This is a genomic window from Pseudomonas sp. H1h, assembly GCF_000633255.1.
GTDB lineage: Bacteria > Pseudomonadota > Gammaproteobacteria > Pseudomonadales > Pseudomonadaceae > Aquipseudomonas.
This window is the reverse complement of the sequence record NZ_AYMJ01000034.1, coordinates 25882-49586: the sequence shown is the minus strand read 5'-3', so window position 1 is coordinate 49586 and position 23705 is coordinate 25882. Positions and strand designations below refer to the sequence as shown.

25 protein-coding genes are annotated in these 23705 nt (G+C 60.4%); 6 read left to right on the top strand and 19 right to left on the bottom strand.

Translation table 11 applies throughout. The features are described from left to right. Positions 1-147: 147 nt before the first annotated feature. Positions 148-885, bottom strand: a complete 738-nt coding sequence (gene minC, locus U862_RS0127700; protein WP_025113373.1) for a septum site-determining protein MinC — start codon at positions 883-885, stop codon at positions 148-150. Between the two features lie 117 nt (positions 886-1002). On the opposite strand from minC, the gene U862_RS0127695 reads away from it, so the two are divergent. Further along, positions 1003-1938, top strand: coding sequence for a lipid A biosynthesis lauroyl acyltransferase (locus tag U862_RS0127695; protein WP_025113372.1), 936 nt, complete (start codon positions 1003-1005; stop codon positions 1936-1938). A 35-nt stretch (positions 1939-1973) separates the two neighbouring features. Next, positions 1974-3146: a patatin-like phospholipase family protein gene (locus U862_RS0127690; RefSeq protein ID WP_025113371.1), complete on the top strand. Its 1173-nt coding sequence runs from the start codon at positions 1974-1976 to the stop codon at positions 3144-3146. Positions 3147-3265: 119 nt separating this feature from the next. Here the strand turns inward: U862_RS0127690 and U862_RS0127685 are convergent, their stop codons facing one another. The 8 genes from U862_RS0127685 to puuE all read right to left on the bottom strand — a co-directional run bounded on the left by U862_RS0127685 (position 3266) and on the right by puuE (position 11406). Beyond that, positions 3266-4051 (bottom strand): outer membrane protein OmpK, encoded by a 786-nt coding sequence (locus U862_RS0127685; protein WP_025113370.1) that lies wholly within the window; start codon positions 4049-4051, stop codon positions 3266-3268. 373 nt (positions 4052-4424) lie between these two features. After that, positions 4425-5210 (bottom strand): outer membrane protein OmpK, encoded by a 786-nt coding sequence (locus U862_RS0127680; protein WP_025113369.1) that lies wholly within the window; start codon positions 5208-5210, stop codon positions 4425-4427. 156 nt (positions 5211-5366) lie between these two features. Continuing rightward, the gene (locus U862_RS0127675; RefSeq protein WP_025113368.1) at positions 5367-6725 is read right to left on the bottom strand and encodes a nucleobase:cation symporter-2 family protein; all 1359 of its coding nucleotides are present in this window, start codon (positions 6723-6725) and stop codon (positions 5367-5369) included. A 166-nt stretch (positions 6726-6891) separates the two neighbouring features. Continuing rightward, the gene (locus U862_RS0127670; RefSeq protein WP_025113367.1) at positions 6892-8208 is read right to left on the bottom strand and encodes a urate hydroxylase PuuD; all 1317 of its coding nucleotides are present in this window, start codon (positions 8206-8208) and stop codon (positions 6892-6894) included. 51 nt (positions 8209-8259) lie between these two features. Then, positions 8260-8763: an ureidoglycolate lyase gene (locus U862_RS0127665; protein WP_007960046.1), complete on the bottom strand. Its 504-nt coding sequence runs from the start codon at positions 8761-8763 to the stop codon at positions 8260-8262. A gap of 120 nt (positions 8764-8883) precedes the next feature. Then, on the bottom strand, positions 8884-9879 hold the full coding sequence (gene alc / locus U862_RS0127660) for an allantoicase (RefSeq protein ID WP_025113366.1): 996 nt from the start codon (positions 9877-9879) through the stop codon (positions 8884-8886). Between the two features lie 88 nt (positions 9880-9967). Next, on the bottom strand, positions 9968-10483 hold the full coding sequence (gene uraD, locus U862_RS0127655; protein WP_003223167.1) for a 2-oxo-4-hydroxy-4-carboxy-5-ureidoimidazoline decarboxylase: 516 nt from the start codon (positions 10481-10483) through the stop codon (positions 9968-9970). After that, positions 10480-11406, bottom strand: a complete 927-nt coding sequence (puuE, locus tag U862_RS0127650; protein WP_025113365.1) for an allantoinase PuuE — start codon at positions 11404-11406, stop codon at positions 10480-10482. The genes uraD and puuE overlap by 4 nt, the downstream gene beginning before the upstream one ends. A 420-nt stretch (positions 11407-11826) precedes the next feature. On the opposite strand from puuE, the gene uraH reads away from it, so the two are divergent. Then, positions 11827-12180, top strand: coding sequence for a hydroxyisourate hydrolase (gene uraH / locus U862_RS0127645; protein WP_003223171.1), 354 nt, complete (start codon positions 11827-11829; stop codon positions 12178-12180). A 190-nt stretch (positions 12181-12370) separates the two neighbouring features. Here uraH and U862_RS0127640 read toward each other — a convergent pair whose 3' ends face one another. The 3 genes from U862_RS0127640 to U862_RS0127630 all read right to left on the bottom strand — a co-directional run bounded on the left by U862_RS0127640 (position 12371) and on the right by U862_RS0127630 (position 15202). Further along, positions 12371-12997 (bottom strand): LysE family translocator, encoded by a 627-nt coding sequence (locus U862_RS0127640; RefSeq protein WP_003223174.1) that lies wholly within the window; start codon positions 12995-12997, stop codon positions 12371-12373. A gap of 90 nt (positions 12998-13087) precedes the next feature. Next, complete coding sequence (locus U862_RS0127635; RefSeq protein WP_025113364.1) at positions 13088-14437, bottom strand: NCS2 family permease; 1350 nt, start codon at positions 14435-14437, stop codon at positions 13088-13090. 318 nt (positions 14438-14755) lie between these two features. Further along, complete coding sequence (locus tag U862_RS0127630; RefSeq protein WP_025113363.1) at positions 14756-15202, bottom strand: MarR family winged helix-turn-helix transcriptional regulator; 447 nt, start codon at positions 15200-15202, stop codon at positions 14756-14758. Between the two features lie 82 nt (positions 15203-15284). On the opposite strand from U862_RS0127630, the gene U862_RS0127625 reads away from it, so the two are divergent. Then, complete coding sequence (locus tag U862_RS0127625; RefSeq protein ID WP_025113362.1) at positions 15285-16451, top strand: PLP-dependent aminotransferase family protein; 1167 nt, start codon at positions 15285-15287, stop codon at positions 16449-16451. 159 nt (positions 16452-16610) lie between these two features. Here the strand turns inward: U862_RS0127625 and U862_RS0127620 are convergent, their stop codons facing one another. The 5 genes from U862_RS0127620 to U862_RS0127600 all read right to left on the bottom strand — a co-directional run bounded on the left by U862_RS0127620 (position 16611) and on the right by U862_RS0127600 (position 19381). Continuing rightward, positions 16611-16982 carry a glutathione S-transferase N-terminal domain-containing protein gene (locus U862_RS0127620; RefSeq protein WP_025113361.1) on the bottom strand — a complete coding sequence of 124 codons (372 nt, stop codon included), beginning with the start codon at positions 16980-16982 and terminating at the stop codon, positions 16611-16613. A 101-nt stretch (positions 16983-17083) separates the two neighbouring features. Further along, entirely contained in the window at positions 17084-17629 is a 546-nt protein-coding gene (gene folE / locus U862_RS0127615; protein WP_003204506.1) for a GTP cyclohydrolase I FolE, read from the bottom strand. Positions 17630-17706: 77 nt separating this feature from the next. Continuing rightward, the gene (locus U862_RS0127610) at positions 17707-18264 is read right to left on the bottom strand and encodes a Smr/MutS family protein (RefSeq protein ID WP_025113360.1); all 558 of its coding nucleotides are present in this window, start codon (positions 18262-18264) and stop codon (positions 17707-17709) included. 74 nt (positions 18265-18338) lie between these two features. Then, on the bottom strand, positions 18339-18659 hold the full coding sequence (locus U862_RS0127605) for a hypothetical protein (RefSeq protein WP_025113359.1): 321 nt from the start codon (positions 18657-18659) through the stop codon (positions 18339-18341). Positions 18660-18790: 131 nt separating this feature from the next. Beyond that, complete coding sequence (locus U862_RS0127600) at positions 18791-19381, bottom strand: cysteine hydrolase family protein (protein WP_025113358.1); 591 nt, start codon at positions 19379-19381, stop codon at positions 18791-18793. 238 nt (positions 19382-19619) lie between these two features. On the opposite strand from U862_RS0127600, the gene prmB reads away from it, so the two are divergent. Beyond that, positions 19620-20528 (top strand): 50S ribosomal protein L3 N(5)-glutamine methyltransferase, encoded by a 909-nt coding sequence (gene prmB, locus U862_RS0127595; protein WP_025113357.1) that lies wholly within the window; start codon positions 19620-19622, stop codon positions 20526-20528. A gap of 90 nt (positions 20529-20618) precedes the next feature. On the opposite strand, the gene U862_RS0127590 is transcribed toward prmB, so the two are convergent. Continuing rightward, a complete protein-coding gene (locus U862_RS0127590) occupies positions 20619-21410 on the bottom strand; it encodes a hypothetical protein (RefSeq protein WP_025113356.1) in 792 nt (263 codons plus the stop codon). Positions 21411-21509: 99 nt separating this feature from the next. Continuing rightward, positions 21510-22463 carry an alpha/beta hydrolase gene (locus tag U862_RS0127585; protein ID WP_025113355.1) on the bottom strand — a complete coding sequence of 318 codons (954 nt, stop codon included), beginning with the start codon at positions 22461-22463 and terminating at the stop codon, positions 21510-21512. A 130-nt stretch (positions 22464-22593) separates the two neighbouring features. Here U862_RS0127585 and aroC point away from each other — a divergent pair, with 130 nt between their 5' ends. Further along, positions 22594-23685, top strand: coding sequence for a chorismate synthase (aroC, locus tag U862_RS0127580; protein WP_025113354.1), 1092 nt, complete (start codon positions 22594-22596; stop codon positions 23683-23685). The last annotated feature ends 20 nt before the right edge of the window (positions 23686-23705 follow it).

Sequence of the window (23705 nt, the reverse complement as noted above, 5' to 3'; positions counted from 1 at the left end):
TGAAAACTACTGCAGTCGGACAGCCTTGGCTGGAATTCGGCGCAAGTCGCAGTTGCCGGGGGCAAACGCGCCTTGATCCTTTTTCCTACTTCGTTTGAGCCGTTTTCGCTACGTTTTAGAGATGCTTGGAAAATGCGGCAGTATCCGTTAAAGCCGAATGATGTTCAACACGTCGGCCGACAGGCTGACCTGTACGCCGGAGCCCCACAGCGGATCTCGACGTAAATCCTCGGAAACCTTGTAATGCCCGGCGATGGAGATCAGTTCAGCGCTCAATTGCTGACAGAAAATCCGGGCCTTGGTGTCGCCCTTGACGCCAGCCAGTGCACGACCGCGCATCGGGCCGTATACATGGATGTTGCCATCGGCCAGAAGTTCCGCCCCCGGACTGACCGAGGAAACCACTACCAAATCGCCACCCTGGGCGTATATCTGTTGGCCACCACGTACTGGCGTGGTGATGACACGGGTCGGTTTGATGGTCGGCTCTGGCGGCTTTTCCGGTTTCTTTTTGACTTCCGGTTCCGGGGCTTCCAGCGGTCGCTCACGGGCACCGGACGGCGGCAGCACCGGGATGTCGATGGCGATGGCGGCGGCGATGTCTTCGATACGGCTGGCGCGGATCGCCAGGGTGCGCAGGCCATGCTGGCGGCACACGCGCATCAGCCCGGGCAGGTCGACCGCGCCTTCGCCAGGCGGCAGTTTGTCCAGTGCCAGGACCAGCGGTGCATTGCTGAAGAAGTTCGGGGCCTGGGCGACTTTGGCGGCCAGTTGCCGATCAAGGCTGTCGAGGTCGTTGCGGGACAACTCCAGCACCGTAATGGCCAGCATGCTGCCCTTCAACTGGAACACGGGATCTTGGTCTGGCGATTCGTTTTGGCTCATATCGGCATACAACGGCTTGTCACTAAAAGTGCCGAGACTTATAACGAGAACGCCCGCGAGCCGCAAGCCGGGTCGAACGATGTAGAATGCGCGGCCACTGTATTTACGGAAGCTTTAATGGATCGCCCGCGTTTTCGAAAAGCCTATCTTTCCCCCCGCTTCTGGCCGCTCTGGTGCGGTCTGGGGCTGTTGTGGCTGGTCGTGCAGTTGCCGTATCCGGTGTTACTGACGATCGGTCGTGCCCTGGGCGCGTTGATGTATCGCGTGGCCGGCGACCGGCGGCGCATCGCCAAGCGCAACCTTGAGCTGTGCTTCCCGGAGAAATCCGCCGCCGAGCGCAAACGCCTGCTCAAGGAAAACTTTGCCTCCACCGGCATCGCCTTCTTTGAAATGGCGATGAGCTGGTGGTGGTCCCGTGAGCGCCTGGCGAAACTGGCGCATGTCGAAGGGCTGGAGCATCTGCAAAAGGCCCAGCGCGAAGGCAAGGGTGTGATCCTCATGGCCGCGCACTTCACCACGCTGGAAATCGGCGCGGCGCTGCTCGGCCAGCAACACACCATCGACGGCATGTACCGCGAGCACAAGAATGCCTTGTTCGACTTCGTTCAGCGTCGTGGCCGCGAGCGGCACAACCTCGACTCGCTGGCGGTGGAGCGTGACGACGTGCGCGGCATGCTCAAGCTGCTGCGCGCGGGCCGGGCGATCTGGTACGCACCGGATCAGGACTACGGCGCCAAGCAAAGCATCTTCGTGCCGCTGTTCGGCATTCAGGCAGCGACAGTGACCGCGACCACCAAGTTCGCCCGTTTGGGCAAGGCGCTGGTCGTACCGTTCACTCAGGAACGTCTGGCGGACGGCAGCGGTTACCGGTTGGTGATCCATCCGCCGCTGGAAGATTTCCCGGGCGAGACCGAAGAGGCCGACTGCCTGCGCATCAACCAGTGGGTGGAAAGTGCGCTGCGCGCCTGCCCTGAGCAATACTTGTGGGCGCATCGACGCTTCAAGAGCCGTCCACCGGGCGAGCCGAAGTTGTACGCCAAGCGGCGTAGTTGATCGACCCATCCCTTTAGGCACCATGGAGCGTTGCGATGAGCCCAGCTGAACCGGTCACAGGTTTGATTCTTTCCGGCGGCGGGGCTCGGGCGGCGTATCAGGTGGGGGTGCTGGCGGCGATTGCCGAGTTGTTGCCGCTGGGCGCGGACAATCCGTTTCCAGTGATCGTCGGCACTTCGGCCGGGGCGATCAATGCGGTCAGTCTGGCCAGTGGTGCCAGTGATTTTCGCGCCGCCATCGAACGCCTGACGCTGTTCTGGCAGGGCCTTCGCAGTCATCGGGTGTTGCGCAGCGACTGGCCCGGGGTGATTCGCCAGGCCAGCCGTTTTGTCAGTCACAGCCTGCTGGGCATGGGCCGGCACCTGCCGGTGGCGCTGCTCAACAGTTCGCCGCTGCGCGACCTGCTCAATGAAAAACTGCACCTGCCCGGCATCGCCGAGTCCATCGCGCGCAAGCAATTGCATGCGGTGGCAGTGACCGCGTTCGGCTACGAGTCGGGGCAGGCGGTGACCTTCTATCAGGGCGGCGGCAAGATCGATGCGTGGCTGCGCCATCGGCGGATCGGCGTGCCGGCGCAATTGTCGGTGGACCACCTGCTCGCCAGTTCGGCGATCCCGTTGCTGTTTGCGCCGGTGAAAATCGGCGAGGAATATTTCGGTGACGGCGCGGTACGGCAATCGGCGCCGATCAGCCCGGCACTGCATCTGGGCGCGAGCCGGGTGCTGGTGGTGGGGGTCAGCGGCAACCCGCGCGGTTTTGATCCACAGCAGCCGCTGGAGCGCGCCTATACCGGTCAGCAACCAACCCTGGCACAGATCGGCGGGCACATGCTCAACAGCACGTTCATTGACAGCCTGGAGAGCGACATCGAGTTGCTGCAGCGCCTGAACCAGTTCAGTCACCTGATGCCCGAGGGCGTACCGACGCGCGAGTTGGGGGTGGCACCGGTGGAGGTGCTGGTGATTGCGCCGAGTCAGCCGATCGACGAGATCGCGGCGCGGCATCGCCAGGAACTGCCAGCGGCGTTGCGGCTGTTCTTGCGCGGGCCGGGGGCGACTAAAACGAGCGGGGCAGGGGTGTTGAGTTACTTGCTGTTCGAGGCAGGGTATTGCAGCGAACTGATCGACCTGGGACGGCGCGATGCACTGGCCAAGCGTGAGGAGCTGTGCCGGTTTTTGGGGATCACCGAGGCGGTGGTTCCGGCCTGAGATTTGTGGGAAGCCATTCGCGAGCAGGCTCGCTCCCACATGGGTTGTGTGCACGACACAGATCCAATGTGGGAGCGAGCCTGCTCGCGAAGGCGTCCTTGCAGACGCCACCTACAGCATCAGAAGTGGAACTTCACCAGGAAGCTGGTCACGTTCTGATTGGTGGTGAAGCCACGGGAGTCTTCGATCCCGTACTTGTCTTTCCAGTAGTCGTATTCAACACCGACGTACAGCTGCTTCTCGCCGAAATGCAGGGCTTTGCCCAAGTCGTATTTGACCTGTGGGTTGAAGTGCAGGTTGGCGTGGTATTCGCCTTTGCTGTTGACGTCGTTGTCGACGACCCAGTCCATGTAACCGTCGATCAGCACGTTCGAGCTGCCGACCGGGATGGTGTAGGACCACACTGGCGTGATCTGCCAGACGTTGTCACCCGGGCGCGAGCTGTCGGTGTGGCGCTGGTAGAAGTTCAACTGGAAGTAGTCGAAACCCGGAATCGCCAGGTCGAAGCCTGGACCGATCAGGTACGACTCGACGTCGCCTTCACCGAACTCGTAAGTCATCGCCAGCAGCACGTCTTTGATCGGGCCGAATTCGATCTTCTGATCCAGCACCTTGCCCAGCGAGATGCGTGGCTGGAACTCACCGTAATAGGTGTTGTTGCCGACGTTGTAGTCAGGCTTGCCGTTGTAGAAGATCTTGTCGATGAACAGGAAGTTGTCCCCATACTTCCACGCATCGGCGTGCTCGAAGGTGACAGTCTGCTGGATCGCCGGGTTGACCTTGAAGTCTTTACCGTACAAGTAGGTCAGGCTGTTGTTCTGCCATTGCAGCAGGCCGTCGGCCATGGCCTCGCCGCCGGCCAACATCGATCCCGCGAGCATCAGGCTGGTGCACATACGTTTCATTCGGTTGCTCCCAAAGTAGGTGTTCCACGTTTATTTTTTTAAGATCGGCGCTCTGGTGTGGCGCCTTTTTTCGTTGCTGCAAAAGTCATCCGACCGGTCAGCTTTAGTGCTGTTAGCAAGAGCTGAGCCAAGGCTTTCGAAAAGCAAAAAAACGCCCGTTCGGCTGCTGCAAAACAGTCGATTGAGCGTGTTTTCGGGATGCCTCGGTACTGACCTGGGCCGGGATAAGTTGGCCCGTTGGTCAGGAATTAAATTCGGGCTTTTTTTTAGACCGAATTCAAGAGGCCGCGGAGAATACTGACTCCTCGGCCAGGTCTCAAGTGCCCCGCAACAGAGCACCGACGACAGGTATGGGGCACGGTTGCGGGCCATCTTAAAAGTGCACCTTCACCAGCAGGCTGGCGGTGTTCTGATTGGTGTCGAGGTTGTGGCTGCTTTCAACCCCGTATTTGTTCTTCCAGTAGCTGTATTCGGTGCCGATATACAGCTGCTTCTGGCGCCAGCCCAAGGCTTTGCCCAGGTCGTATTTGATCTGCGGGTTGATGTGCAGGTTGGCGTGGTAGGTGCCGCGCGAGTTCTCGTCGTTGTCGACGACCCAATCGAGATAGCCATCGATCAGCACATCGGAATTGCCCAGGGGAACGCTGTACGACCAGCCCGGCGTGATCTGCCACACGCCGTCACCGGGGCGCGGGCCTTCGGTCTGGCGGCGGAAGATGTTCAGGGTCACGTAGTTGAAGCCGGGCACCTTAAGGTCGAAGCCGGGGCCGATCAGGTAGGCCTCGCTGTCACCTTCGCCGTACTCGTAGGTCATCGCCAGCAGCACGTCCTTGATCGGGCCGAACTCGATTTTCTGGTCGAAGATCTTGCCGAACGAGAAGCGTGGGGTGAATTCGCCGTAGAAGGTGTGCGGGCCTTTGTTGCGGTCTTCCTGACCGTTGTAGAAGATCTTGTCGACGAACAGGAAGTTGTCGCCGTACTTCCACTTGTCGGCGTGCTCGAACGTCACCGTCTGCTGGATCGACGGGTTGATCGCGAAGTTCTTGCCGTACAGGTAGCTGAGGCTGTTGGTCTGCCAAAGCAATAAATCGCCGGCCATGGCCTGACTCGCGGCCAGCAGGCCGCCACTCAACAGAACGTTGGTTTGCGTGCGAATCATCTGTTGCTCCCTCTTGTTTTTATTGTTGAGGCAGGGTGTTGCTGACCCCTGTGGGAGCGGGCTTGCTCGCGAAGGGGGCGTGTCAATCGCTACAAATGGTGAATGACATACCGCTTTCGCGAGCAAGCCCGCTCCCACAAGGGGATTTTTCTCTTGTTAGTGCTGGTGTGCGTGGCAGTCGTTGATGGCTGCGCGTTCGGCGCCGCCAAGAATGTTGAACAACAGGTTCAGCGTCAGTGCGCTGAGCGTGGCCATGGCGATGCCACTGTGGGTGATCGGGCTCATCCACAGTGGCAGGTGGGCGAAAAACTCCGGACGCACCACCGGGATCAGGCCCATGCCGATGCTCACCGCCACCAGCAGTTGATTACGCCGGTCACCTATGTCGGCCTCTTGCAAGATCTTGATCCCGGTGGCCGCGACCATGCCGAACATCGCAATCGCCGCACCGCCCAACACTGCCGGTGGAATCGACGCCACCAGGAACGCGGCTTTCGGCAGCAGGCTCAGGACGATCAACAGACCACCGGCAACGATGGTCACCGAGCGGCAGCGCACGCCCGTCATCTGCACCAGGCCGATGTTCTGCGCGAACGAGGAGTGGGTGAAGGTGTTGAAGAAACCGGCAACGAACGAGGCGCCGGCATCGCACAGCAGACCGCGACGCAGCATGCGTGGGCAGACTTCCTGGCCGGTGATCTTGCCCAGTGCGAGAAACATCCCGGTGGACTCGACGAAAATGATCACCACCACCAGGCACATCGACAGGATCGGCGCGAGCTCGAATTTCGGCATGCCGAAGTGCAGCGGGGTGACGAACTGAATCCATGGCGCGTTGGCCATGCCGCTCAGATCGACCATGCCGATCGCGCCGCAGAGCACGTAGCCGATGCACATGCCGATCAGTACGGAAATATTGACCCAGAAACCGCGCATGAAGCGGTGGATCAGCAGAATGGTCGCCAGCACCAGGGCGGCGATGGCCAGATAAATCGGTGAACCGAACTGTGCGGCACCAGCACCGCCACCGGCCCAGTTAACGGCCACGGGGAACAGCGATAAACCGATCGAGGTGATGACCGTGCCGGTCACCAGAGGCGGGAAGAAGCGTACGACCTTGGACATGAACGGCGCGATGAGCATGCCGAAGAACCCGGCGGCGATCGTTGCACCGAAGATCCCCTGCAGACCGATACCAGGCATGCCGGCCATGGCGACCATGCTGCCGACTGCGGCAAAACTGGCGCCCATCATCACCGGCATGCGGATGCCCATGGGGCCGATCCCGAGCGACTGGACGATGGTGGCGACACCGGCGACCAGCAGGTCGGCGTTGATCAGGAAGGCAATTTCTTCACGACTCAGGCCAGCGGCCTGTCCAATGATCAGCGGCACCGCGATGGCACCACCGTACATCAGCAGAACATGTTGCAAACCGACCAGGATCAGTTGCAAAAGGGGCAAACGCTGAATGGCGGGTGCGTCGGGGATGCGCGCTTTGGACAGCTCGGACATGCAACACCTCGGATCTTTTTATTCTTGTGATTGAACAGCTGCCGGGTTGCTCACAGCTGTTTCTTTGCATCAGGTAAACCGCGTCAAGGCGATTCGCGAGCAGGCTCGCTCCCACAGGTAATGCGCGATCTCTGTGGGAGCGAGCCTGCTCGCGAAGCTTTGTTGCTTAGTTGGTCTGGGCTCCCTGCGCGATCCACGCACCGATCAGGTCACGTTCCTGCTGGGTCATCTGTGTGATGTTGCCCAGTGGCATGATCTGCGTGGTGATGGCTTGCGCCTGGATCCGCGCCGCGTTCTGACGGATCTGCTCGGGGGTGTCGAACATCACACCGGCGGGCGCCGCGCTGAACAACGGGCTGGTCGGTTTGGCCGAATGGCAGACCGCGCAGCGTTCCTGGATCACGTTGTGCACCTTGTCGAACGCAGGGCCTGCGTTGGACGCTTGCGCCGGTGCCGCAGCAGGGGCTGCTGCTGGCGCTGCAGGTGCCGCCGCTTCAGCCGGTTTCGCGCCACCGCCCAGTGCCGTTTCCGGCAGCGGTTGGTACTCGATTTTGGCTGGCGCCTTGGCCACGTCCGGCGCAGTCGGCATCGGCGCAGGGCCGGTGACGTACGCCAGGGTGATCATGCCCACCGCTGCCACTGGCAGGGTCCAGGCAAACTTGTGGCTGTCGTGACGGGTGTTGAAGTAGTGACGCACCAACACTGCCAACACCGCGATCCCGGCCAGGATCAGCCAGTTGTACTGGCTGCCATAAGTGCTCGGGAAGTGGTTGCTGATCATGATGAACAGCACCGGCAGGGTGAAGTAGTTGTTGTGACGCGAACGCAGCAGGCCCTTGGCTGGCAGCGCCGGGTCCGGCGTGCGGTTCTCGGCGATGGCCGCGACCAGTGCACGTTGCGCCGGCATGATGATGCGGAACACGTTGCCGACCATGATGGTGCCGATGATCGCGCCGACGTGCAGGTACGCACCACGACCGCTGAACACCTTGCTGAAGCCATACGCCGCGCCAATGATCAGCACGAACAGAATGAAACCCAGCAGAGCAGGGCGTTTGCCCAGGGCCGAGTCGCACAGGAAGGAGTAGATGAACCAGCCCAGGAACAGCGAGCCGATACCGATGGCCACGCCTTCAGGACCGCTCAGTGTGCTGCCCGGAGCCAGCAGGTAGAGCGTTGGATTGGAGTAGAACACCACGCACAGCAGCGCGATCCCCGACATCCAGGTGAAGTAGGCTTCCCATTTGAACCAGTGCAGGTTCTCCGGCATCGACGGTGGGGCCAGTTTGTATTTTTCGAGGTGATAGATACCGCCGCCGTGGATCGCCCACAGATCACCGGCAAGACCGGTTTTCGGGTTGACGCGGTTGAGGTTGTTCTCCAGCCAGACGAAGTAGAACGACGCGCCGATCCAGGCCACGCCAGTGATCATGTGAACCCAGCGCACGCTCAGGTTCAGCCATTCCAACAGATGTGCTTCCACAGTCTTTACCTCTCGCCTGTCACTCTTGTTGTCGAGTGATCAGACCTTCTCTTATTGGTGGGGGGCGAGGATCAAACGCTCATCCTCTTTGAAAAAATGCTCATCGCAGTTATTGCCTGTGCCACTGCGATCAACCACCAGGAAGTCATCCCGCTTTTCGATCGTCAGCACCGGGTGGTGCCAGACGCCGCGATGGTAATTGATGCCCTGCCTGCCGTTGGTGACGAAGGCGCGGACCAAGCCTGATACAGGTTCATCGCCAAGTGGCGCGACCACGATCAGAAAGGGGTTGCCGAGCAGCGGAATGAAAGCCTGGCTGCCCAGCGGATGGCGTTCCAGCATGCTCACGGTCAGCGGCATGTCCTGCGCGTCGGCGCGGAAGATGCTGATGATCGCGTTGTCCTCAGGCGTAGCGGTTTCGACCGTCGCCAGTTTGTGGAAGCGCATGGTCGAACCGTTGTTGATCATGAAGTGATCGCTGCCGTCGGTTTCGATCACGTCACCGAAAGGGGCGAAGGCTTCTTTGGTCAGCGGTTCAATCGTCAATGTGCGCATGCTGTTCTTCTTATCCGAATTCGTTGTTGACTGTTCTATTGCTATCGCGAGCAGGCTCGCTCCCACATTTGGAATGCAATCCCCTGTGGGAGCGAGCCTGCTCGCGAATGGGTTCAACGCTTATTTAGCGACCTTGCCCAGTACGCGCAGGCGACTTACACCACCGTCCGGGAACACGTTCAGGCGGATGTGGGTGATCGGGCCCAGCGCCTTGATCTGCTCGACGAAGGTGTGCTCGACGTGCATTTCCAGCTTCTGGCTCGGCAGCAGTTCACGCCAGAACAGCGACTGGGTTTCGATCTGGCTGTCGGTGCCGCCCTTGACGAACGCGCCCTGGATCGAGCAGGTGTCCGGGTAGTTGCCTTTGAAGTGCAGGGTGTCGACGACGATTTTTTCGATCTCGCCCGGATGGCCCAGCGCGACGATCACCCAGTCATTGCCCGGAGTACGACGACGTGCAGTTTCCCAACCGTCGCCCATGTTGATGCCACGGCCCGGGTTGAGGATGTTGCTCATGCGGCCGAAGTGTTCATCGGAGCAAGCGAGGGCGCGGCCACCGTTGAGGGCTGCTGCCAGATCGACTTGCTCGTTGTCACCCACAGCCGACCAGTCGCGGAACGGAATGCCATACACGCGCAGACGGGCCACGCCGCCGTCCGGGTAGATGTTGAAGCGCAGGTGGCTGAACGCTTGGTCGTTGCTGATTTCGTGGTAGTGGTGGCTGTTGCCCTGCAGCTCGACGGCCGACAGTACTTCAGTCCACTGGGTGTTTTCGTCCGGCTCGCCCGAGGCCAGGAAGCACGCTTCCAGCGAGGCCGATGGCGGGAAGTTGCCGGTGAAGAATGAAGTGTCGATGTCCACGCCTTTGATCGAGCCCGGTACGCCCAGACGGATCACCGCGCTGTCGAAGCCTTCAAAGCGCTTGCGGCGCGATTCCCAGCCGTCCATCCACTTGCCGTTGTCGTCGAACACACCCTCCTTCCACACGGCCGGGGTCGGCTGAAACAGACGATTGGCGTCTGCGAACCAGTCATCGGTGACCGAGATGATTTTGGTGCCCAGACGGGCATCGGCCAGGTTGACGAACTTCTCGAAAGGTACGGCGTAAGCTTTCATTCTTCTTGTCTGCCTTTAAATAAGTGGCTGGGGATGCTTGCAAGACCCTGGGTGCTCTCCGCGTCTGATGCACTCGGGTCAGGCTTCGCTAAAGAGTCAGTAAACGGAACAGGGCGATCTTGTTGATCTCCGCCAGCGCGCATTTGAATTCGGTGTCGACCGAATTGTGAATACGCGTTTCGAACGCCGCGAGGATCTGATGCCGGTTGCTGCCTTTTACCGCCATGATGAAGGGAAACTTGAACTTGGCTTTGTAGGCGTCGTTCAGCTCGGTGAAGCGCTGGAACTCTTCGGCCGTGCATTGGTGAATACCGGCGCCAGCCTGTTCATTGGTGCTGGCTTCGGTCAACTGGCCCTGGACGGCAGCTTTGCCGGCCAGGTCCGGGTGAGCGTTGATCAGGGCCAGCTGGCTGGTGTGATCGGCGCTCAACAGGATGTCGCTCATGCGCTGGTGCAGGGTTTCGATCTCGTCGATCGAAGCGTCCGCGCCCAGGTCGTAGGCCTTCTCGGCCACCCATGGCGAATGTTCGTAGATGTCGGCGAAGGCTTTGACGAAAGCGTCGCGGCTCAGGGTCGACGGTTGCAGGGTTTGAAAGCGGCTCATTTGGCGGCCCCTTGGTACGGGTGGGTTTCGTGCCAGTGGCGCGCGATGTCGACGCGGCGGCTGAACCACACCTGTTCATGACTTTTGGCGTATTCGATGAAGCGTTTGAGCGAAGCCAGACGACCCGGACGGCCGATCAGGCGGCAGTGCAGACCGATCGAGAGCATCTTCGGCGCTTCGCCACCTTCGGCGTAGAGCACGTCGAACGCGTCTTTGAGGTATTCGAAGAAGTCGTCGCCCTTGTTGAAACCCTGCACTTGCGTGAAACGCATGTCGTTGGTGTCGAGGGTGTAAGGGATCACCAGGTGCGGCTTGCCGGTCGGGTTATTTGGTTCCCAGTAGGGCAGGTCGTCGTCGTAGGTGTCGCAGTCGTAGAGGAAGCCGCCTTCTTCCATCACCAGGCGGCGGGTGTTCGGCCCGGTGCGGCCGGTGTACCAGCCCAGCGGGCGCTCGCCGGTGAGTTCGGTGAGGATGCGGATCGCTTCGAGCATGTGCTCGCGTTCCTGCGCTTCGTCCATGTACTGGTAGTCGATCCAGCGGTAGCCGTGGCTGCAGATCTCGTGACCGGCCTCGACCATCGCGCGGATTACGTCCGGGTGGCGCTGGGCGGCCATGGCGACGGCGAAGACAGTCAGCGGAATGTCGAATTCCTTGAACAGTTTCAGGATCCGCCAGACGCCGGCACGACTGCCATACTCGTAAAGCGATTCCATGCTCATGTTGCGCGCGCCTTGCAGCGGCTGGGCGGCAACCATCTCGGACAGGAAAGCTTCGGATTCTTTATCGCCGTGCAGAATGTTGCGCTCGCCGCCTTCTTCGTAGTTGAGCACGAATGACAGGGCGATGCGGGCATTGCCCGGCCAGTGTGGGTGAGGAGGGTTACTGCCGTAACCGATCAGGTCGCGTGGGTAGTCAGCGCTCACTGCAGTCTTCCTTCTTATTCGTTGACAGATGTGTGTGGCGGCCTGGCAGGCTGGCGTCACAGCGATGGGCTGATTGTATACAACTTTATTCTCAATTTGTAAGCCTGAATTTTCGCATTTTTCACCGACTGTCATCTTTTGCTGTTAATGGCGTGAGCCTGCAAGAAACCTGCCTGACCAGTCAGCTAATGGATGGGAGGTTCAATAGATAGGCACTTGAGGGGCAGATCAGGGGTAAACGCCCGAATGGCGGGGGTGAGGTGAAAAATGTCGTTTTTATTGTGTACAATTTTTTTGAAAAGTGTCTTAATCAGTCGCTCGCCGCAGCTTTTCGTGCTCCGAATCGGTGCGGTCTCCTTTTTACCTGACTTCGGGAGGCGCGAAGTCTGACTGCTCCACGCAGGCAGGCGCGCAGAATCAATGGGACGTTTGACAACACACGTTTTGGACGCTGCACACGGTTGCCCGGGCAGCTCGATCAAGGTCGAGCTGTACCGCGTTGAAGGTTCGCACCTGGAATTGGTCGCCAGTGCGATAACCAACAGCGATGGCCGGGTCGATGCGCCGCTGCTGCAAGGCGATGACTACCGCACCGGGGTTTATCAGGTGCAGTTCCACGCCGGCGATTATTACCGCGCCCGTGGCGTGCAGTTGCCGGAACCGGCGTTTCTGGACGTGGTGGTGCTGCGCTTCGGCATCTCCGCCGAGCAGGATCACTACCACGTGCCACTGCTGATTTCGCCTTACAGCTATTCCACCTACCGGGGCAGCTGACCCCCAAGCAGCTGCCCCCACCGGGAAGCGACTGCGCATATAGCTTCTTTGGTCTTTCGCCCGCTCACACTGCGGGCTTTTTTTCGCCTTTGGAAAAGTGATGCCTGATCTGACGCCGCGAGCAAGCCCGCTCCCACTTTGGAATAACGACATCCAGTGGGAGCGGACTTGCTCGCGAAGCTTTTTGCTCTTAGCGGCTCAGAAGTGAAGCCGCCCCCGCGCCACTGAACAACCCGGCACTCACCCGGTTGAACCAGCTCTGCCCCTTGCCGCTGCGCAGATAGCGCGCCGCGCCGTGTGCACCCAGCCCGTAAGCCAGTTTGCAGCACAGGTCGAGCACCACCCAGGTGGCGATCATGATCAGCAACTGCGGCAGGAACGGCTGTTGTGCACTGAGGAACTGCGGCAGAAACGCGGCGAAGAACAGAATGTCTTTCGGGTTGCTCGCGCCCAATACAAACGCGCGCCCGAACAAGGTGCGAAAGCGCGGTACCGGCGCCGCTTGCGGCACTTCAGCGCCCACGGCTGGCTGACGCGATTGCTGCCAGCTCTGCCAGGCGAGGTAGAACAGGTACAGCGCGCCGACGATCTTCAAGGCGCTGAACAACTGCTCCGACGCCAGAAGCAGGGCGCCAAGCCCCAGTGCTGAAGCACTGAGCAGGCAGATCGAGGCGATCACGCCGCCGAGAAACGCCGGGTACGAACGGCGCAAACCGTAGTTCAGGCTGTTGCTGATCATCAGCAGCGACAGCGGCCCCGGGATCAGGATCACCACCAATGCAGCGCCGCTGAACAGCAGCCAGGTTTCCAGACTCATCACTTTCCTCCTTTTTTTGTTGTACTCAAGAATGTGCAAAAGCCCCACCCGCGAGGGTGAGGCTGTTTTGACGCTTGAACCGCGTGACGCTTACAAGAAGATGAACTTGGCGATGAAGATCGCGCAGAGCACCCACAGGCTGACGGAAATTTCCTTGTACTTGCCGGTACCGGCCTTCAACGCCACGTAGGTGATGAAGCCCAGCGCGATGCCGTCGGCGACCGAGAAGGTCAGCGGCATCATGATCGCGGTGACGATCGCCGGAATGGCGTCAGTGGCTTCGTCCCACTCGATGTGGGCCATGCCGCCCATCATCAGCATCGCAACGTAGATCAGTGCACCGGCGGTGGCGTAAGCGGGAATCATGCCGGCCAGCGGTGCGAAAAACATCGCGGCTATAAATAGCACACCTACGGTGACTGCGGTAAGACCAGTCCGACCACCAGCGGCTACACCGGCGGCACTTTCCACGTAGCTGGTGACAGGAGGAACGCCGACAACGGCGCCGAAGACGCTGGAAGCACTGTCGGCTTTCATGGCGCGCGAGAGGTTTTCGATACGGCCGTCAGCGTTGACCAGATTGGCGCGCTGGGCGACGCCCATCAGGGTGCCGGCGGTGTCGAACATATGCACAAAGAGGAAGGCCAGGACCACGCTGATCATGCTGACGTTGAACACGCCCGCGACGTTCATCGCCATGAAGGTCGGTGCCAGGCTTGGCGGGGTCGACATGATGCCTGAGTAGTGCACGATGCCCAGGCCCCAACCGGCGAGGGTCACGGTGATGATGCTGATGAGGATCGCGCCGAACACTTTGTGGTAGCTGAGGATCGCGATCATCAGGAAGCAGATCGCCGCCAGCAGCGGGCCGGGTTCACGCAGGGAGCCGAGCTTGATCAGAGTGGCCGGGCTGTCGACCACGATGCCCGCCGTCTTCAGGCCGATCAGTCCGAGGAACAGACCGACACCGGCGCCCATCGCAAAGCGCAGGCTGACCGGAATGCTGTTCAGCAGCCACTCGCGAATCCGTGAGAAGGTCAGGATCATGAACAGTACACCGGAGACGAACACCGCACCGAGCGCGGTTTCCCAGTTGTAGCCCATGGTGCCGACCACGGTGTAAGTGAAGAAGGCGTTGAGGCCCATGCCGGGCGCCAGACCTACCGGCCAGTTGGCGTACAGGCCCATCAACAGGCAGCCCAATGCCGCGGCGATACACGTGGCGACGAAGGCTGCACCGTGATCGATCCCGGCATCGGCCATGATGTTCGGGTTGACGAAGATGATGTAGGCCATGGTGATGAAGGTTGTCAGACCGGCAATCAGCTCGGTCTTCACCGTGGTGCCATGCAAGCTGAGTTTAAAGATGCGCTCCAGCACGCCACTGCGTAGTGGCGGCGAGAGTTCCAGCGTCGATGCTTCGGATTTGCGGCTTTCCACAGCGAGTACTCCTCAAGAGTTTTATTGTTATTTCCAGGGCCGGACCCATGAGGGGTGGCAGCAGCCCTTTGAGGCATACGCGAATTTGTTGACCATGCGGTCAGGAACTCGCACGCTGTGGATTATGCTTTTGTGTACAAATAAAGCAAATATTGTTTTTGGTTTTGTTTACGAAAGGTCAGGCGATAGGGATATATCGCCCGTTCCGGCACTTTCGGAAGCAAGCCCCCTCCCACAGTGGATCTCCGGTGAACCCGGATCATGGGTACTCAGCAGAACCCTGGGGGATGGGGCTTGCTCCCGAAGAGGTCAGTCTGATCAATCGAGATGTGCCTGGCTGTCGCCCAACGCCATATTCACCGCCAACCACCCATTCACCGCAGCCTCCCCAGCCTCGGCAAACACCCGTTCAAGCAACTTCACCTGCTCGCGGCGCAACGCCTGCTCGAACTTCGCACCCTCGGCGGTCAGTTCCAGCAGGCGCTTACGCTTGTCCGCCTCTGACGCGACGCTGTCGACCAGGTGCATCTCCTGCAACTGGCGCAACGGCATGTTCAACGCCTGTTTGCTCACGCCGAGCAATCCGAGCAATTCCTTCACACTCAAGCTCGGGTACCGCGCGATAAAAAATACGATCCGCTGATGCACCCGGGACAGGCCGCGGCGCTCCAGCATTTCATCGGCCTTGGCGGTGAACGCCTGATAGCCGAAGAAAAACGCTTCCATCGCCTGTTGTTGGCTTGCAGGATTTTTAAGGTCAAGCATATTGACGTACTCGCTCAAGCTGTCGTAGTTTCAGTCAACCAGTTTGACTCATTTTTCCCAGGCCTCGCTACCGGTGACTCCCATGGCTTTTTCCGAACGTGTCTCGCGCCTTAAAAGTTCTCTGATCCGTGAAATCCTCGCCGCCGCCCAGCGCCCGGAGGTGATGTCGTTTGCCGGTGGTCTGCCGGCCGAAGCGATGCTGCCGAAAGTCGAATGGGCCGACATGCCGTTGTCCCTCGGCCAATACGGCATGAGCGAAGGCGAGCCGGCGCTGCGTGAAGCACTGGCCGCAGAGGCGAGGGCGCTTGGTCTGGACTGCAAGGCGAGCCAGGTGCTGGTGGTCAGCGGTTCCCAGCAAACGCTGGATCTGGTGGCCAAGTTGTACATCGACAAAGGCACCGAAATTCTGCTGGAAGCGCCCACCTACCTGGCCGCGTTGCAGATCTTCCAGCTGTTCGGTGCCGACTGCCTGACCGTGCCGCAAGAGGCCGATGGCCCGAATCTGGTCCTACTGCGCAGCCGTCTTGAGCAGCATCGTCCGGCGTTCATCTACCTGATCCCGACATTCCAGAACCCCTCTGCCGTGCGCTACAGCGAAGCCAAGCGCGCCGCCGTTGCCGCGCTGCTGGATGAGTTCGGCGTGACCCTGATTGAAGACGAGCCGTACCGCGAACTGACTTTCGACGGCGGCAGTGCCAAACCGATTGCCGGGCGCCTGAAAAAGGCCAGCTGGATCTACACCGGCACCGTGTCGAAAACCCTGCTGCCGGGTTTGCGTGTCGGCTACCTGATTACTAGCCCGGACCTGTTCCCGCATCTGCTCAAGCTCAAGCAGTCGGCGGATCTGCACACCAACCGCATCGGCCAGTGGCAGGCGCTGCAATGGATCGGCACGGAAAAATATCAGCAGCATCTGAGCGAGCTGCGCGGTTTTTACCGAGAGCGGCGCGATGCGTTTGAATCAGCATTGCAAACGCATTTCTCCGATCTGGCGAACTGGAATACGCCGCAGGGCGGGCTGTTTTTCTGGCTGACTTTGAAGCAACCGCTGGACACCCGCACCTTGCTCAATGAGGCGCTGGCCAATGACGTGGCGTTTATGCCAGGTGAGCCGTTCTTTCCCGATCCCGATAAGAACCTGGGGCATCTGCGATTGAATTTCAGCCATATCGATCCGGCGCGACTGGACGAAGGGCTCAAGCGATTGGCGGCGGTGGTGCGGCAGGCGCAATCAGATAAAGCAGCCTGAAAAAATAAACCGGCTCATGGGCCGGTTTATTTTTGTCTGGGATTTGTGTTGGCTGAGAGGGCCTCTTCGCGAGCAAGCCCCCTCCCACAATTTGGAATGCATTCCCACTGTGGGAGCGGGCTTGCTCGCGAAGACGTCAGTCAGCACGACAAATAAACATCAGACAGCTGCGAAACGCTTGTCCAGATAATCAATGATCACCTTCGACTCATACATCCACGTCGTCTGCCCATTCTCTTCGATGCGCAGGCACGGCACCTTGATCTTGCCGCCCTGGTCCAGCAGCGTCTGGCGATCCTGTTCGTTGTTCTTCGCATCCTTGAGCGCTACCGGCACGTTCAGGCGACGCAGGGTGCGGCGGGTTTTCACGCAGAACGGGCAGGCGTGGAACTGATACAGGGTCAGGCCTTTCGCGGCGGCATTGACCTGGGCCTGAGTTTCGGCCGGGCGCTGTTTTTTGCCGGGACGAGTGATGAAGTCGATAAAGATGATCAGTTGGCCCAGGCCGACACGAAGCGCTTTTACGAACACGTTGAAGCCTCACGGTGCAAATTGAGAAAGGCGCGCAGCTTACCCGATTTTTCACGGGCGAAAAAAAACCGGCGATCAACGCCGGTTTTTTCTGCAGCCGATTACTTGATCAGGCTGAGGAACTCACTGCGGGTTGCCGCGTTTTCGCGGAACTCACCGAGCATCACCGAGGTGATCATCGACGAATTCTGCTTCTCGACACCGCGCATCATCATGCACATGTGCTTGGCCTCGATCACCACGGCCACGCCCAGCGCGCCGGTGACTTGCTGCACCGCATCGGCGATCTGGCGGCTGAGGTTTTCCTGGATCTGCAGGCGACGGGCATACATGTCGACAATGCGCGCGACCTTCGACAGGCCCAACACTTTGCCGCTCGGGATGTACGCGACGTGGGCCTTGCCGATGAACGGCAGCAGGTGGTGTTCGCACAGCGAGTACAACTCGATGTCCTTGACCAGCACCATTTCGCTGTTGTCGGAGCTGAACAGGGCACCGTTGGTGACCTCTTCGAGCGTCTGTTCATAACCGCGGCAGAGGTACTGCATGGCTTTGGCGGCACGCTTTGGCGTGTCGAGCAGGCCCTCGCGGGACACGTCCTCGCCCAGTTGGCCGAGAATCGCGGTGTAATTCTGTTCCAGGGACATGAAACTACCTGTGGGGATTTTCGCAAAGGGCAAGGGTACGGTGGCGGACACGACCCTGCAAGTTCGGTGTAACGCGATTATTCGTCGCGGCCTTCCATCATGGTGCGTTTGAGCATCACGTAAACCGCGCCGGCACCGCCGTGTTTGGCCTGGCACGAAGTGAAACCGAGCACTTGCGGATGCTGGCGCAGCCAGGTGTTGACGTGGCTTTTGATCATCGGCCGCTTGCCGTCCAGACGCACGGCCTTGCCGTGGGTGACGCGCACGCTGCGGATTTCGAACCTGGTTGCTTCGGCCAGGAATGCCCAGAGGGTTTCGCGGGCCTTTTCCACGTTCATGCCGTGCAGGTCGAGGCTGCCTTCGAACGGGATCTGCCCGATCTTGAGCTTGCGCATCTGGCTTTCCTGCACCCCGTCGCGGGCCCACATCAACTCGTCTTCTGGGCCGACGTCGATCACGAACTGATCGGACAGGCCATCCACGGTGGTGGTTTCGGTGCGCACGGTGGCGGACTGGCGCAGCTTGGCGATCTGTGCGCGGTCAGCCTTGGGTTTGCCGGTGTCGGCGCGGTCGTGCTTGATCGGCTTGACGCCTTGGATCGCACTTTTGAACAGGGAAAAATCGTCGTCTTGCATGTCAGCCTCCGCGAAGGGCGGCCAGTTTACCCAAGTCGAAACAAAACGGCCCGGCAAAAAGCCAGGCCGGTGATTCAGTCGTGTTTTTTCATCAGGTGCGGGGACATGTTCAGTTCCCGCGATTGCCGGGCGCGACGTCGGCAGCGACGCCACAGGGCCACGCCGAAGTACAGGAACAACAAGCCGACCGCCAGAATGATCGCCGAACCCATCGGCGTGGCATTCAGCTCGCCGAGCGCCGGCGGGTGCCCCAGCAGGCTGGCGGCCCCGGCCATCGCCAGCAGCACACCGAACATCGCCAGAATGGCGGCGATCGCTGCGCCGAATCGAAAACGCCAGTTGCTTTGGCCTTTGGGCCGCAAGCGGCGTGCGTCAAATCCATCGGATAACTTCATTCCGACCTTCCTCAATGGGTATCGGCCCTTCGACCGGGAGTTGACCGGGTTGTTCCTGAGGCTAAGGCAATTGAAGCAAATGCGAGGCTTTTGCGGATGAGCGGCGCTGTGAGCCGCTCAACAATGCGCAATCAGATCAGGTCTTGAGTCAGCGCGAGGGTGGCGAAGTTGTCGGCCATGATGGCCATTTCGGCTTCCTGCACCCGTTCGGCGCTGAGCACACGGCCCTTGAATGGCAGGTCACGGGTGGCGCAGGCGTCTTCCACCAGCGTGCAGCGGAAGCCCAGGTTCTTCGCCGCGCGCACGCTGGTGCTGACGCTGGAGTGGCTCATGAAACCGCAGACGATCAGGTCCAGCGAGCCGAGGTTCTGCAGACGATCGAGCAGCTCGGTGCCGTGGAAGGCGCTCGGCAGCAGTTTGCCGATGATGGTTTCATCACCCTGCGGCTCAAGTCCCGGGATGAACTCGCCGCGTTCGCCCTGCGGGTCGAACAGGCCGCCGACGGTGCCGAGATGACGCACGTGCACGATCGGCCGACCGGCTGCACGGGCCGCAGCGACCAGTTGTTTGATGTTCGCGACGGCCGCGTCCATGCCGCTCAGGGCCAGCGGGCCACTGAGGTACTCTTTCTGGGCATCGATGATGACCACGGTGGCATGGCTCAGTGTGGCCGCTGCATAACCGCGACCGCTGAGTTGAAACATCGTTTTTGGAACGGACATTCGGGGCTCCTTGGGGTGGGGCTTTTGCGGCATTGTCCTCTGGCTGAGCGGTTCTGTGAACCGCTACCATCGTAGGCACCGTCGTTACTGGCCTGCAGCCTTGTCAAGTTACACGTTCTGTTCAATAGCTGATGCAAAAATCAGAAAAGTCCTACTGTCGCTCCGCTAATTTTCCTGCGTCGTCGGCGCGCGTTTTGGCTGGTAGAATCGCCAGTCGTTTTTTCTGGAGTTCTGCCCCGTGATCACTTCCCGACTTCGTACCCTGCGCGACCACATCCGTTGGGCCGTCAGCCGCTTCCATGGGGAGGATCTGTTTTTCGGCCATGGCACCGACAACGCCTGGGATGAAGCCCGGCAGTTGGTGCTCGGTGCGCTGCACCTGCCGTGGGAAATCGCCGACAGCTATCTCGATTGCGCGCTGGAAGACGATGAACTGGTCAACCTGCAGCGCTTGCTCAAGCGCCGCATCGAGGAGCGCATCCCGACCGCTTACCTGCTGGGTGAGGCATGGTTCTGCGGGATGTCGTTCATTGTTGATGAGCGTGTGCTGATCCCGCGTTCGCCGATTGGCGAGTTGATCGAAAACCACTTCGCGCCGTGGATCGGCGACGAGCCGGCACGTATTCTCGACCTGTGCACCGGCTCCGGCTGCATCGGTATCGCTTGCGCCTATGAATTCCAGAACGCTGAAGTAGTGCTGGCGGACCTGTCATTCGAAGCGCTGGAAGTGGCCAATCAGAACATCGAGCGCCATGGCGTCGACGAGCGTGTGTATACCGTGCAGGGCGATGGTTTCGATGGTCTGCCGGGGCAGCGTTTCGACCTGATCGTGTCGAACCCGCCGTACGTCGATGCGGAAGATTTCGCCGACATGCCGGACGAGTACCAGCACGAGCCGGAGCTGGGCCTGGCCTGTGGTGACGATGGTCTGAACCTGGTGCGCCGGATGCTCGCCGAAGCGGCGGATCATCTGACCGAGAAGGGCTTGCTGATTGTCGAAGTGGGCAACAGCCAGGTGCACGTCGAAGCGCTGTACCCGGAAGTCGACTTCGCCTGGCTCGATTTCGAGCGTGGCGGGCATGGCGTGTTCATGCTGACAGCCGAGCAGTGCCGTGATCATCAGGCCGTGTTCGCTTCCCGCGTTTAAGCCTTAGAGCTTCGCGAGCAGGCTCGCTCCCACCGTTGGAATGCATTTCCCTGTGGGAGCGAGCCTGCTCGCCAATGGTCGCAACGCGGTCTATCGGTGCGTAGCAATCCAGATCAACAACCCCGCCTGAAACACTGCAAACGCCACAAGGCAGGTAATGGTGAAGCGCAAGCCTGCGTCTTCACGCTTGAACTTGCTGACTTTATCTTCCTGCTTCTTCAGCTTCACTTCCTGCTCAGCCAGGTTCTGCTCGGCCTGCTGCAGCATTTGCGCGGCTTCGAGAATCTCGACGATCTGCAGCTTTTCGCTGTTCCAGTCGCCTAGCAAGTCACCGACCTGCACCTCTTTGACGCTGCCCTTCAAATGCTGGGCATCGGCGTAAACCACGTCGAAACCATGCACGCGCAAGAAGTGATCGCGACGCAGACGGGTGTCTTCGTTCAGCGCGTCCTTGTTGCTCAGGTCCATGCCGTCGACGGTGTAGGCGGGCCAGCGTTTTTTCGCCCAGTTGATGCCCTGTGCAGCCACGAAACGACCGATGCCACGGTTCAACGGTTCGATCTGCAAGCCGCTGTCGGGGCCGAAATGCACACGCTTGGTGGTGTGATTGACCCACACGTCCAGCTGGTTCTGCTCTTTGCGCACGCGCTGGCCGGGGAGTTTGATCGCCATGCGCATCAGGCTGTGTTCTTTGCTGTTGCGCTCGGCGTAGCCGAATTCGACAAAGCGCAACGGCCGGCCACCGGTGTGACGGTCAGTCTGCAGCGGGGCCAGGCGGAGCATCTTGTGGTGCTCGACGTGGACGTCCGCCCACGGCAGCTCGACCGCTGGCGGTGCGTCTTTTTCAGCGGTGGTGTCGGGTGAAGTCGGGGTATCAGTCATAACGGCGAGATCCTGTCCAAGCCCTGCTTGTCGCCAGCCGGTACGCTGGCGACAAAGGCTTATCGGCCGTTTCTGACAAGACTAGAGGGCAAACTACGGTTAACGGGTGCGAAGTCCGTCAATAAACTCGATGAGTTTGCCGCCCAGTTCCGCCGCCAGTGGCAAATTCGGGTCCTTGTAGGAAGCCAATTGGCGCTTCACATCGGCGGGGACGATGCGCATGACGTGGTTCATGCCTTCAATGACCACTAATTCGGCGTCGGGTTTGGCGGCTTTCAGGGCCTGCGCATCGCCTACGCCGACTTGCATGTCGTTGCTGCCCTGAACGATCAGCGCCGGCATCTTCAACTGCGCAAAGGCCTTGGCCGGATCCTGCCGGAACAGCGAAATCAGGTACGGCTGCACACTCGGGCGGAAGATCGGTTGCAGCGGCGCCGGCACGTTGGCATCGGTATGGCCGGCCTTGAGGCTGTCGAGCAACTCGTTACTGCGCAGCATCAACGGCGGCGGCAGGCTGCGGGCCAGTTGTTCGCGGATCACCTGATCGACCGGCCGGGCGCTGCCGGACAGGGAAATCAGCGCAGCTGCGTCGGCGCGCGGGGCAGCGAGGGTAGCGATAAGGGCGCCTTCGCTGTGGCCAAGCACAATCAGCGGGCCGAAACGCGGATCGCTTTTCAGCTTCTGGCCCCAGGCCACGGCGTCATTGACGTAGGCGTCCACCGACAAATTGCGCTCGTCGGGTGTGGCGGGCAGACTCGCGGCCACCCCGCGTTTGTCGTAGCGCACGCTGGCGATGTTGTGTTTGGCCAGCACCCAGGCCAGGCGCTTGAGGCTGTCATTGCGCCCGCCATCGGGGTTGTTTCCGTCACGATCCGTAGGACCCGAGCCAGAAATGATCAGGACAACCGGCACCGGGTTGTCGGATTTTGGCAGCAACAGCGAGCCAAAAAGCTCTCCGCTGCCGGTGTCCAGAGAGATCGGGCGCTGCAGGACAGTCGCGTGGGCAAAGCCGGTAAACAGGGTAAGACTCAAGATCAGAACTCGCAGCATCATCACGCCATCATTCGCCAAGGTGCCGGTTGGACTCACCAACACCACTAAGGTTCGAGGATGAACTAGTCGGTTAGCCTGCGTATACTGGCGCGCATTACGAATTTGGGTTTGATTTCACGGAGCGTCCTGCATGTCCGGCAATACCTACGGCAAGTTGTTCACTGTCACCACCGCTGGCGAAAGCCATGGTCCGGCGTTGGTCGCCATTGTCGACGGCTGCCCGCCGGGCCTGGAGATCTCCCTCGAAGACCTGCAGCGCGACCTCGATCGCCGCAAGCCGGGCACCAGCCGCCACACCACCCAGCGTCAGGAAGCCGACGAAGTCGAAATCCTCTCCGGGGTGTTCGAAGGCCGCACCACTGGTTGCTCCATCGGCCTGCTGATCCGCAACACCGACCAGAAGTCCAAGGACTACTCGGCGATCAAGGATCTGTTCCGTCCGGCCCACGCCGACTACACCTACCACCACAAATACGGCGAGCGCGATTACCGTGGTGGCGGTCGCAGTTCGGCACGCGAAACCGCGATGCGCGTGGCGGCGGGTGCGATCGCCAAGAAATACCTGGCAACCCAGGGCATCGTCATCCGTGGCTACATGAGCCAGCTCGGCCCGATCGAAATTCCGTTCAAGACCTGGGATTCGGTGGAAGAGAACGCCTTCTTCAGTCCGGATCCGGACAAAGTCCCTGAGCTGGAAGCTTACATGGACCAGTTGCGTCGCGACCAGGACTCGGTCGGCGCAAAAATCACCGTCGTTGCCGAAGGCGTCATGCCAGGCCTGGGCGAGCCGATCTTCGACCGCCTCGACGCCGAACTGGCCCACGCGCTGATGAGCATCAACGCCGTCAAAGGCGTGGAAATCGGCGCCGGTTTCGCCTGCGTCGCCCAGCGCGGCACCGAACATCGTGACGAACTGACTCCGCAAGGTTTCCTCAGCAACAACGCCGGCGGCATCCTCGGTGGCATCTCTTCGGGTCAGCCGATCGTCGCGCATCTGGCGCTCAAGCCAACATCGAGCATCACCACCCCGGGCCGTTCGATCGACATCCATGGCAATCCGGTGGACGTGATCACCAAGGGCCGTCATGACCCGTGCGTCGGTATCCGCGCCACACCGATTGCCGAAGCGATGATGGCCATCGTGCTGATGGACCACCTGTTGCGTCACCGTGGGCAGAACGCCGACGTGCGCGTCAGCACCCCGGTGCTGGGTCAGCTTTGATGGGTGATCTCAAAGCCGCT

Excerpts from the sequence above, each read along its gene's own strand:
- minC (WP_025113373.1), bottom strand. The coding sequence starts at position 885 with ATGAGCCAAAACGAATCGCCAGACCAAGATCCCGTGTTCCAGTTGAAG.
- U862_RS0127695 (WP_025113372.1), top strand. The coding sequence starts at position 1,003 with ATGGATCGCCCGCGTTTTCGAAAAGCCTATCTTTCCCCCCGCTTCTGG.
- U862_RS0127690 (WP_025113371.1), top strand. The coding sequence starts at position 1,974 with ATGAGCCCAGCTGAACCGGTCACAGGTTTGATTCTTTCCGGCGGCGGG.
- U862_RS0127685 (WP_025113370.1), bottom strand. The coding sequence starts at position 4,051 with ATGAAACGTATGTGCACCAGCCTGATGCTCGCGGGATCGATGTTGGCC.
- U862_RS0127680 (WP_025113369.1), bottom strand. The coding sequence starts at position 5,210 with ATGATTCGCACGCAAACCAACGTTCTGTTGAGTGGCGGCCTGCTGGCC.
- U862_RS0127675 (WP_025113368.1), bottom strand. The coding sequence starts at position 6,725 with ATGTCCGAGCTGTCCAAAGCGCGCATCCCCGACGCACCCGCCATTCAG.
- U862_RS0127665 (WP_007960046.1), bottom strand. The coding sequence starts at position 8,763 with ATGCGCACATTGACGATTGAACCGCTGACCAAAGAAGCCTTCGCCCCT.
- alc (WP_025113366.1), bottom strand. The coding sequence starts at position 9,879 with ATGAAAGCTTACGCCGTACCTTTCGAGAAGTTCGTCAACCTGGCCGAT.
- uraD (WP_003223167.1), bottom strand. The coding sequence starts at position 10,483 with ATGAGCCGCTTTCAAACCCTGCAACCGTCGACCCTGAGCCGCGACGCT.
- uraH (WP_003223171.1), top strand. The coding sequence starts at position 11,827 with ATGGGACGTTTGACAACACACGTTTTGGACGCTGCACACGGTTGCCCG.
- U862_RS0127640 (WP_003223174.1), bottom strand. The coding sequence starts at position 12,997 with ATGAGTCTGGAAACCTGGCTGCTGTTCAGCGGCGCTGCATTGGTGGTG.
- U862_RS0127630 (WP_025113363.1), bottom strand. The coding sequence starts at position 15,202 with ATGCTTGACCTTAAAAATCCTGCAAGCCAACAACAGGCGATGGAAGCG.
- U862_RS0127625 (WP_025113362.1), top strand. The coding sequence starts at position 15,285 with ATGGCTTTTTCCGAACGTGTCTCGCGCCTTAAAAGTTCTCTGATCCGT.
- folE (WP_003204506.1), bottom strand. The coding sequence starts at position 17,629 with ATGTCCCTGGAACAGAATTACACCGCGATTCTCGGCCAACTGGGCGAG.
- U862_RS0127610 (WP_025113360.1), bottom strand. The coding sequence starts at position 18,264 with ATGCAAGACGACGATTTTTCCCTGTTCAAAAGTGCGATCCAAGGCGTC.
- U862_RS0127605 (WP_025113359.1), bottom strand. The coding sequence starts at position 18,659 with ATGAAGTTATCCGATGGATTTGACGCACGCCGCTTGCGGCCCAAAGGC.
- U862_RS0127600 (WP_025113358.1), bottom strand. The coding sequence starts at position 19,381 with ATGTCCGTTCCAAAAACGATGTTTCAACTCAGCGGTCGCGGTTATGCA.
- U862_RS0127590 (WP_025113356.1), bottom strand. The coding sequence starts at position 21,410 with ATGACTGATACCCCGACTTCACCCGACACCACCGCTGAAAAAGACGCA.
- U862_RS0127585 (WP_025113355.1), bottom strand. The coding sequence starts at position 22,463 with ATGATGCTGCGAGTTCTGATCTTGAGTCTTACCCTGTTTACCGGCTTT.
- aroC (WP_025113354.1), top strand. The coding sequence starts at position 22,594 with ATGTCCGGCAATACCTACGGCAAGTTGTTCACTGTCACCACCGCTGGC.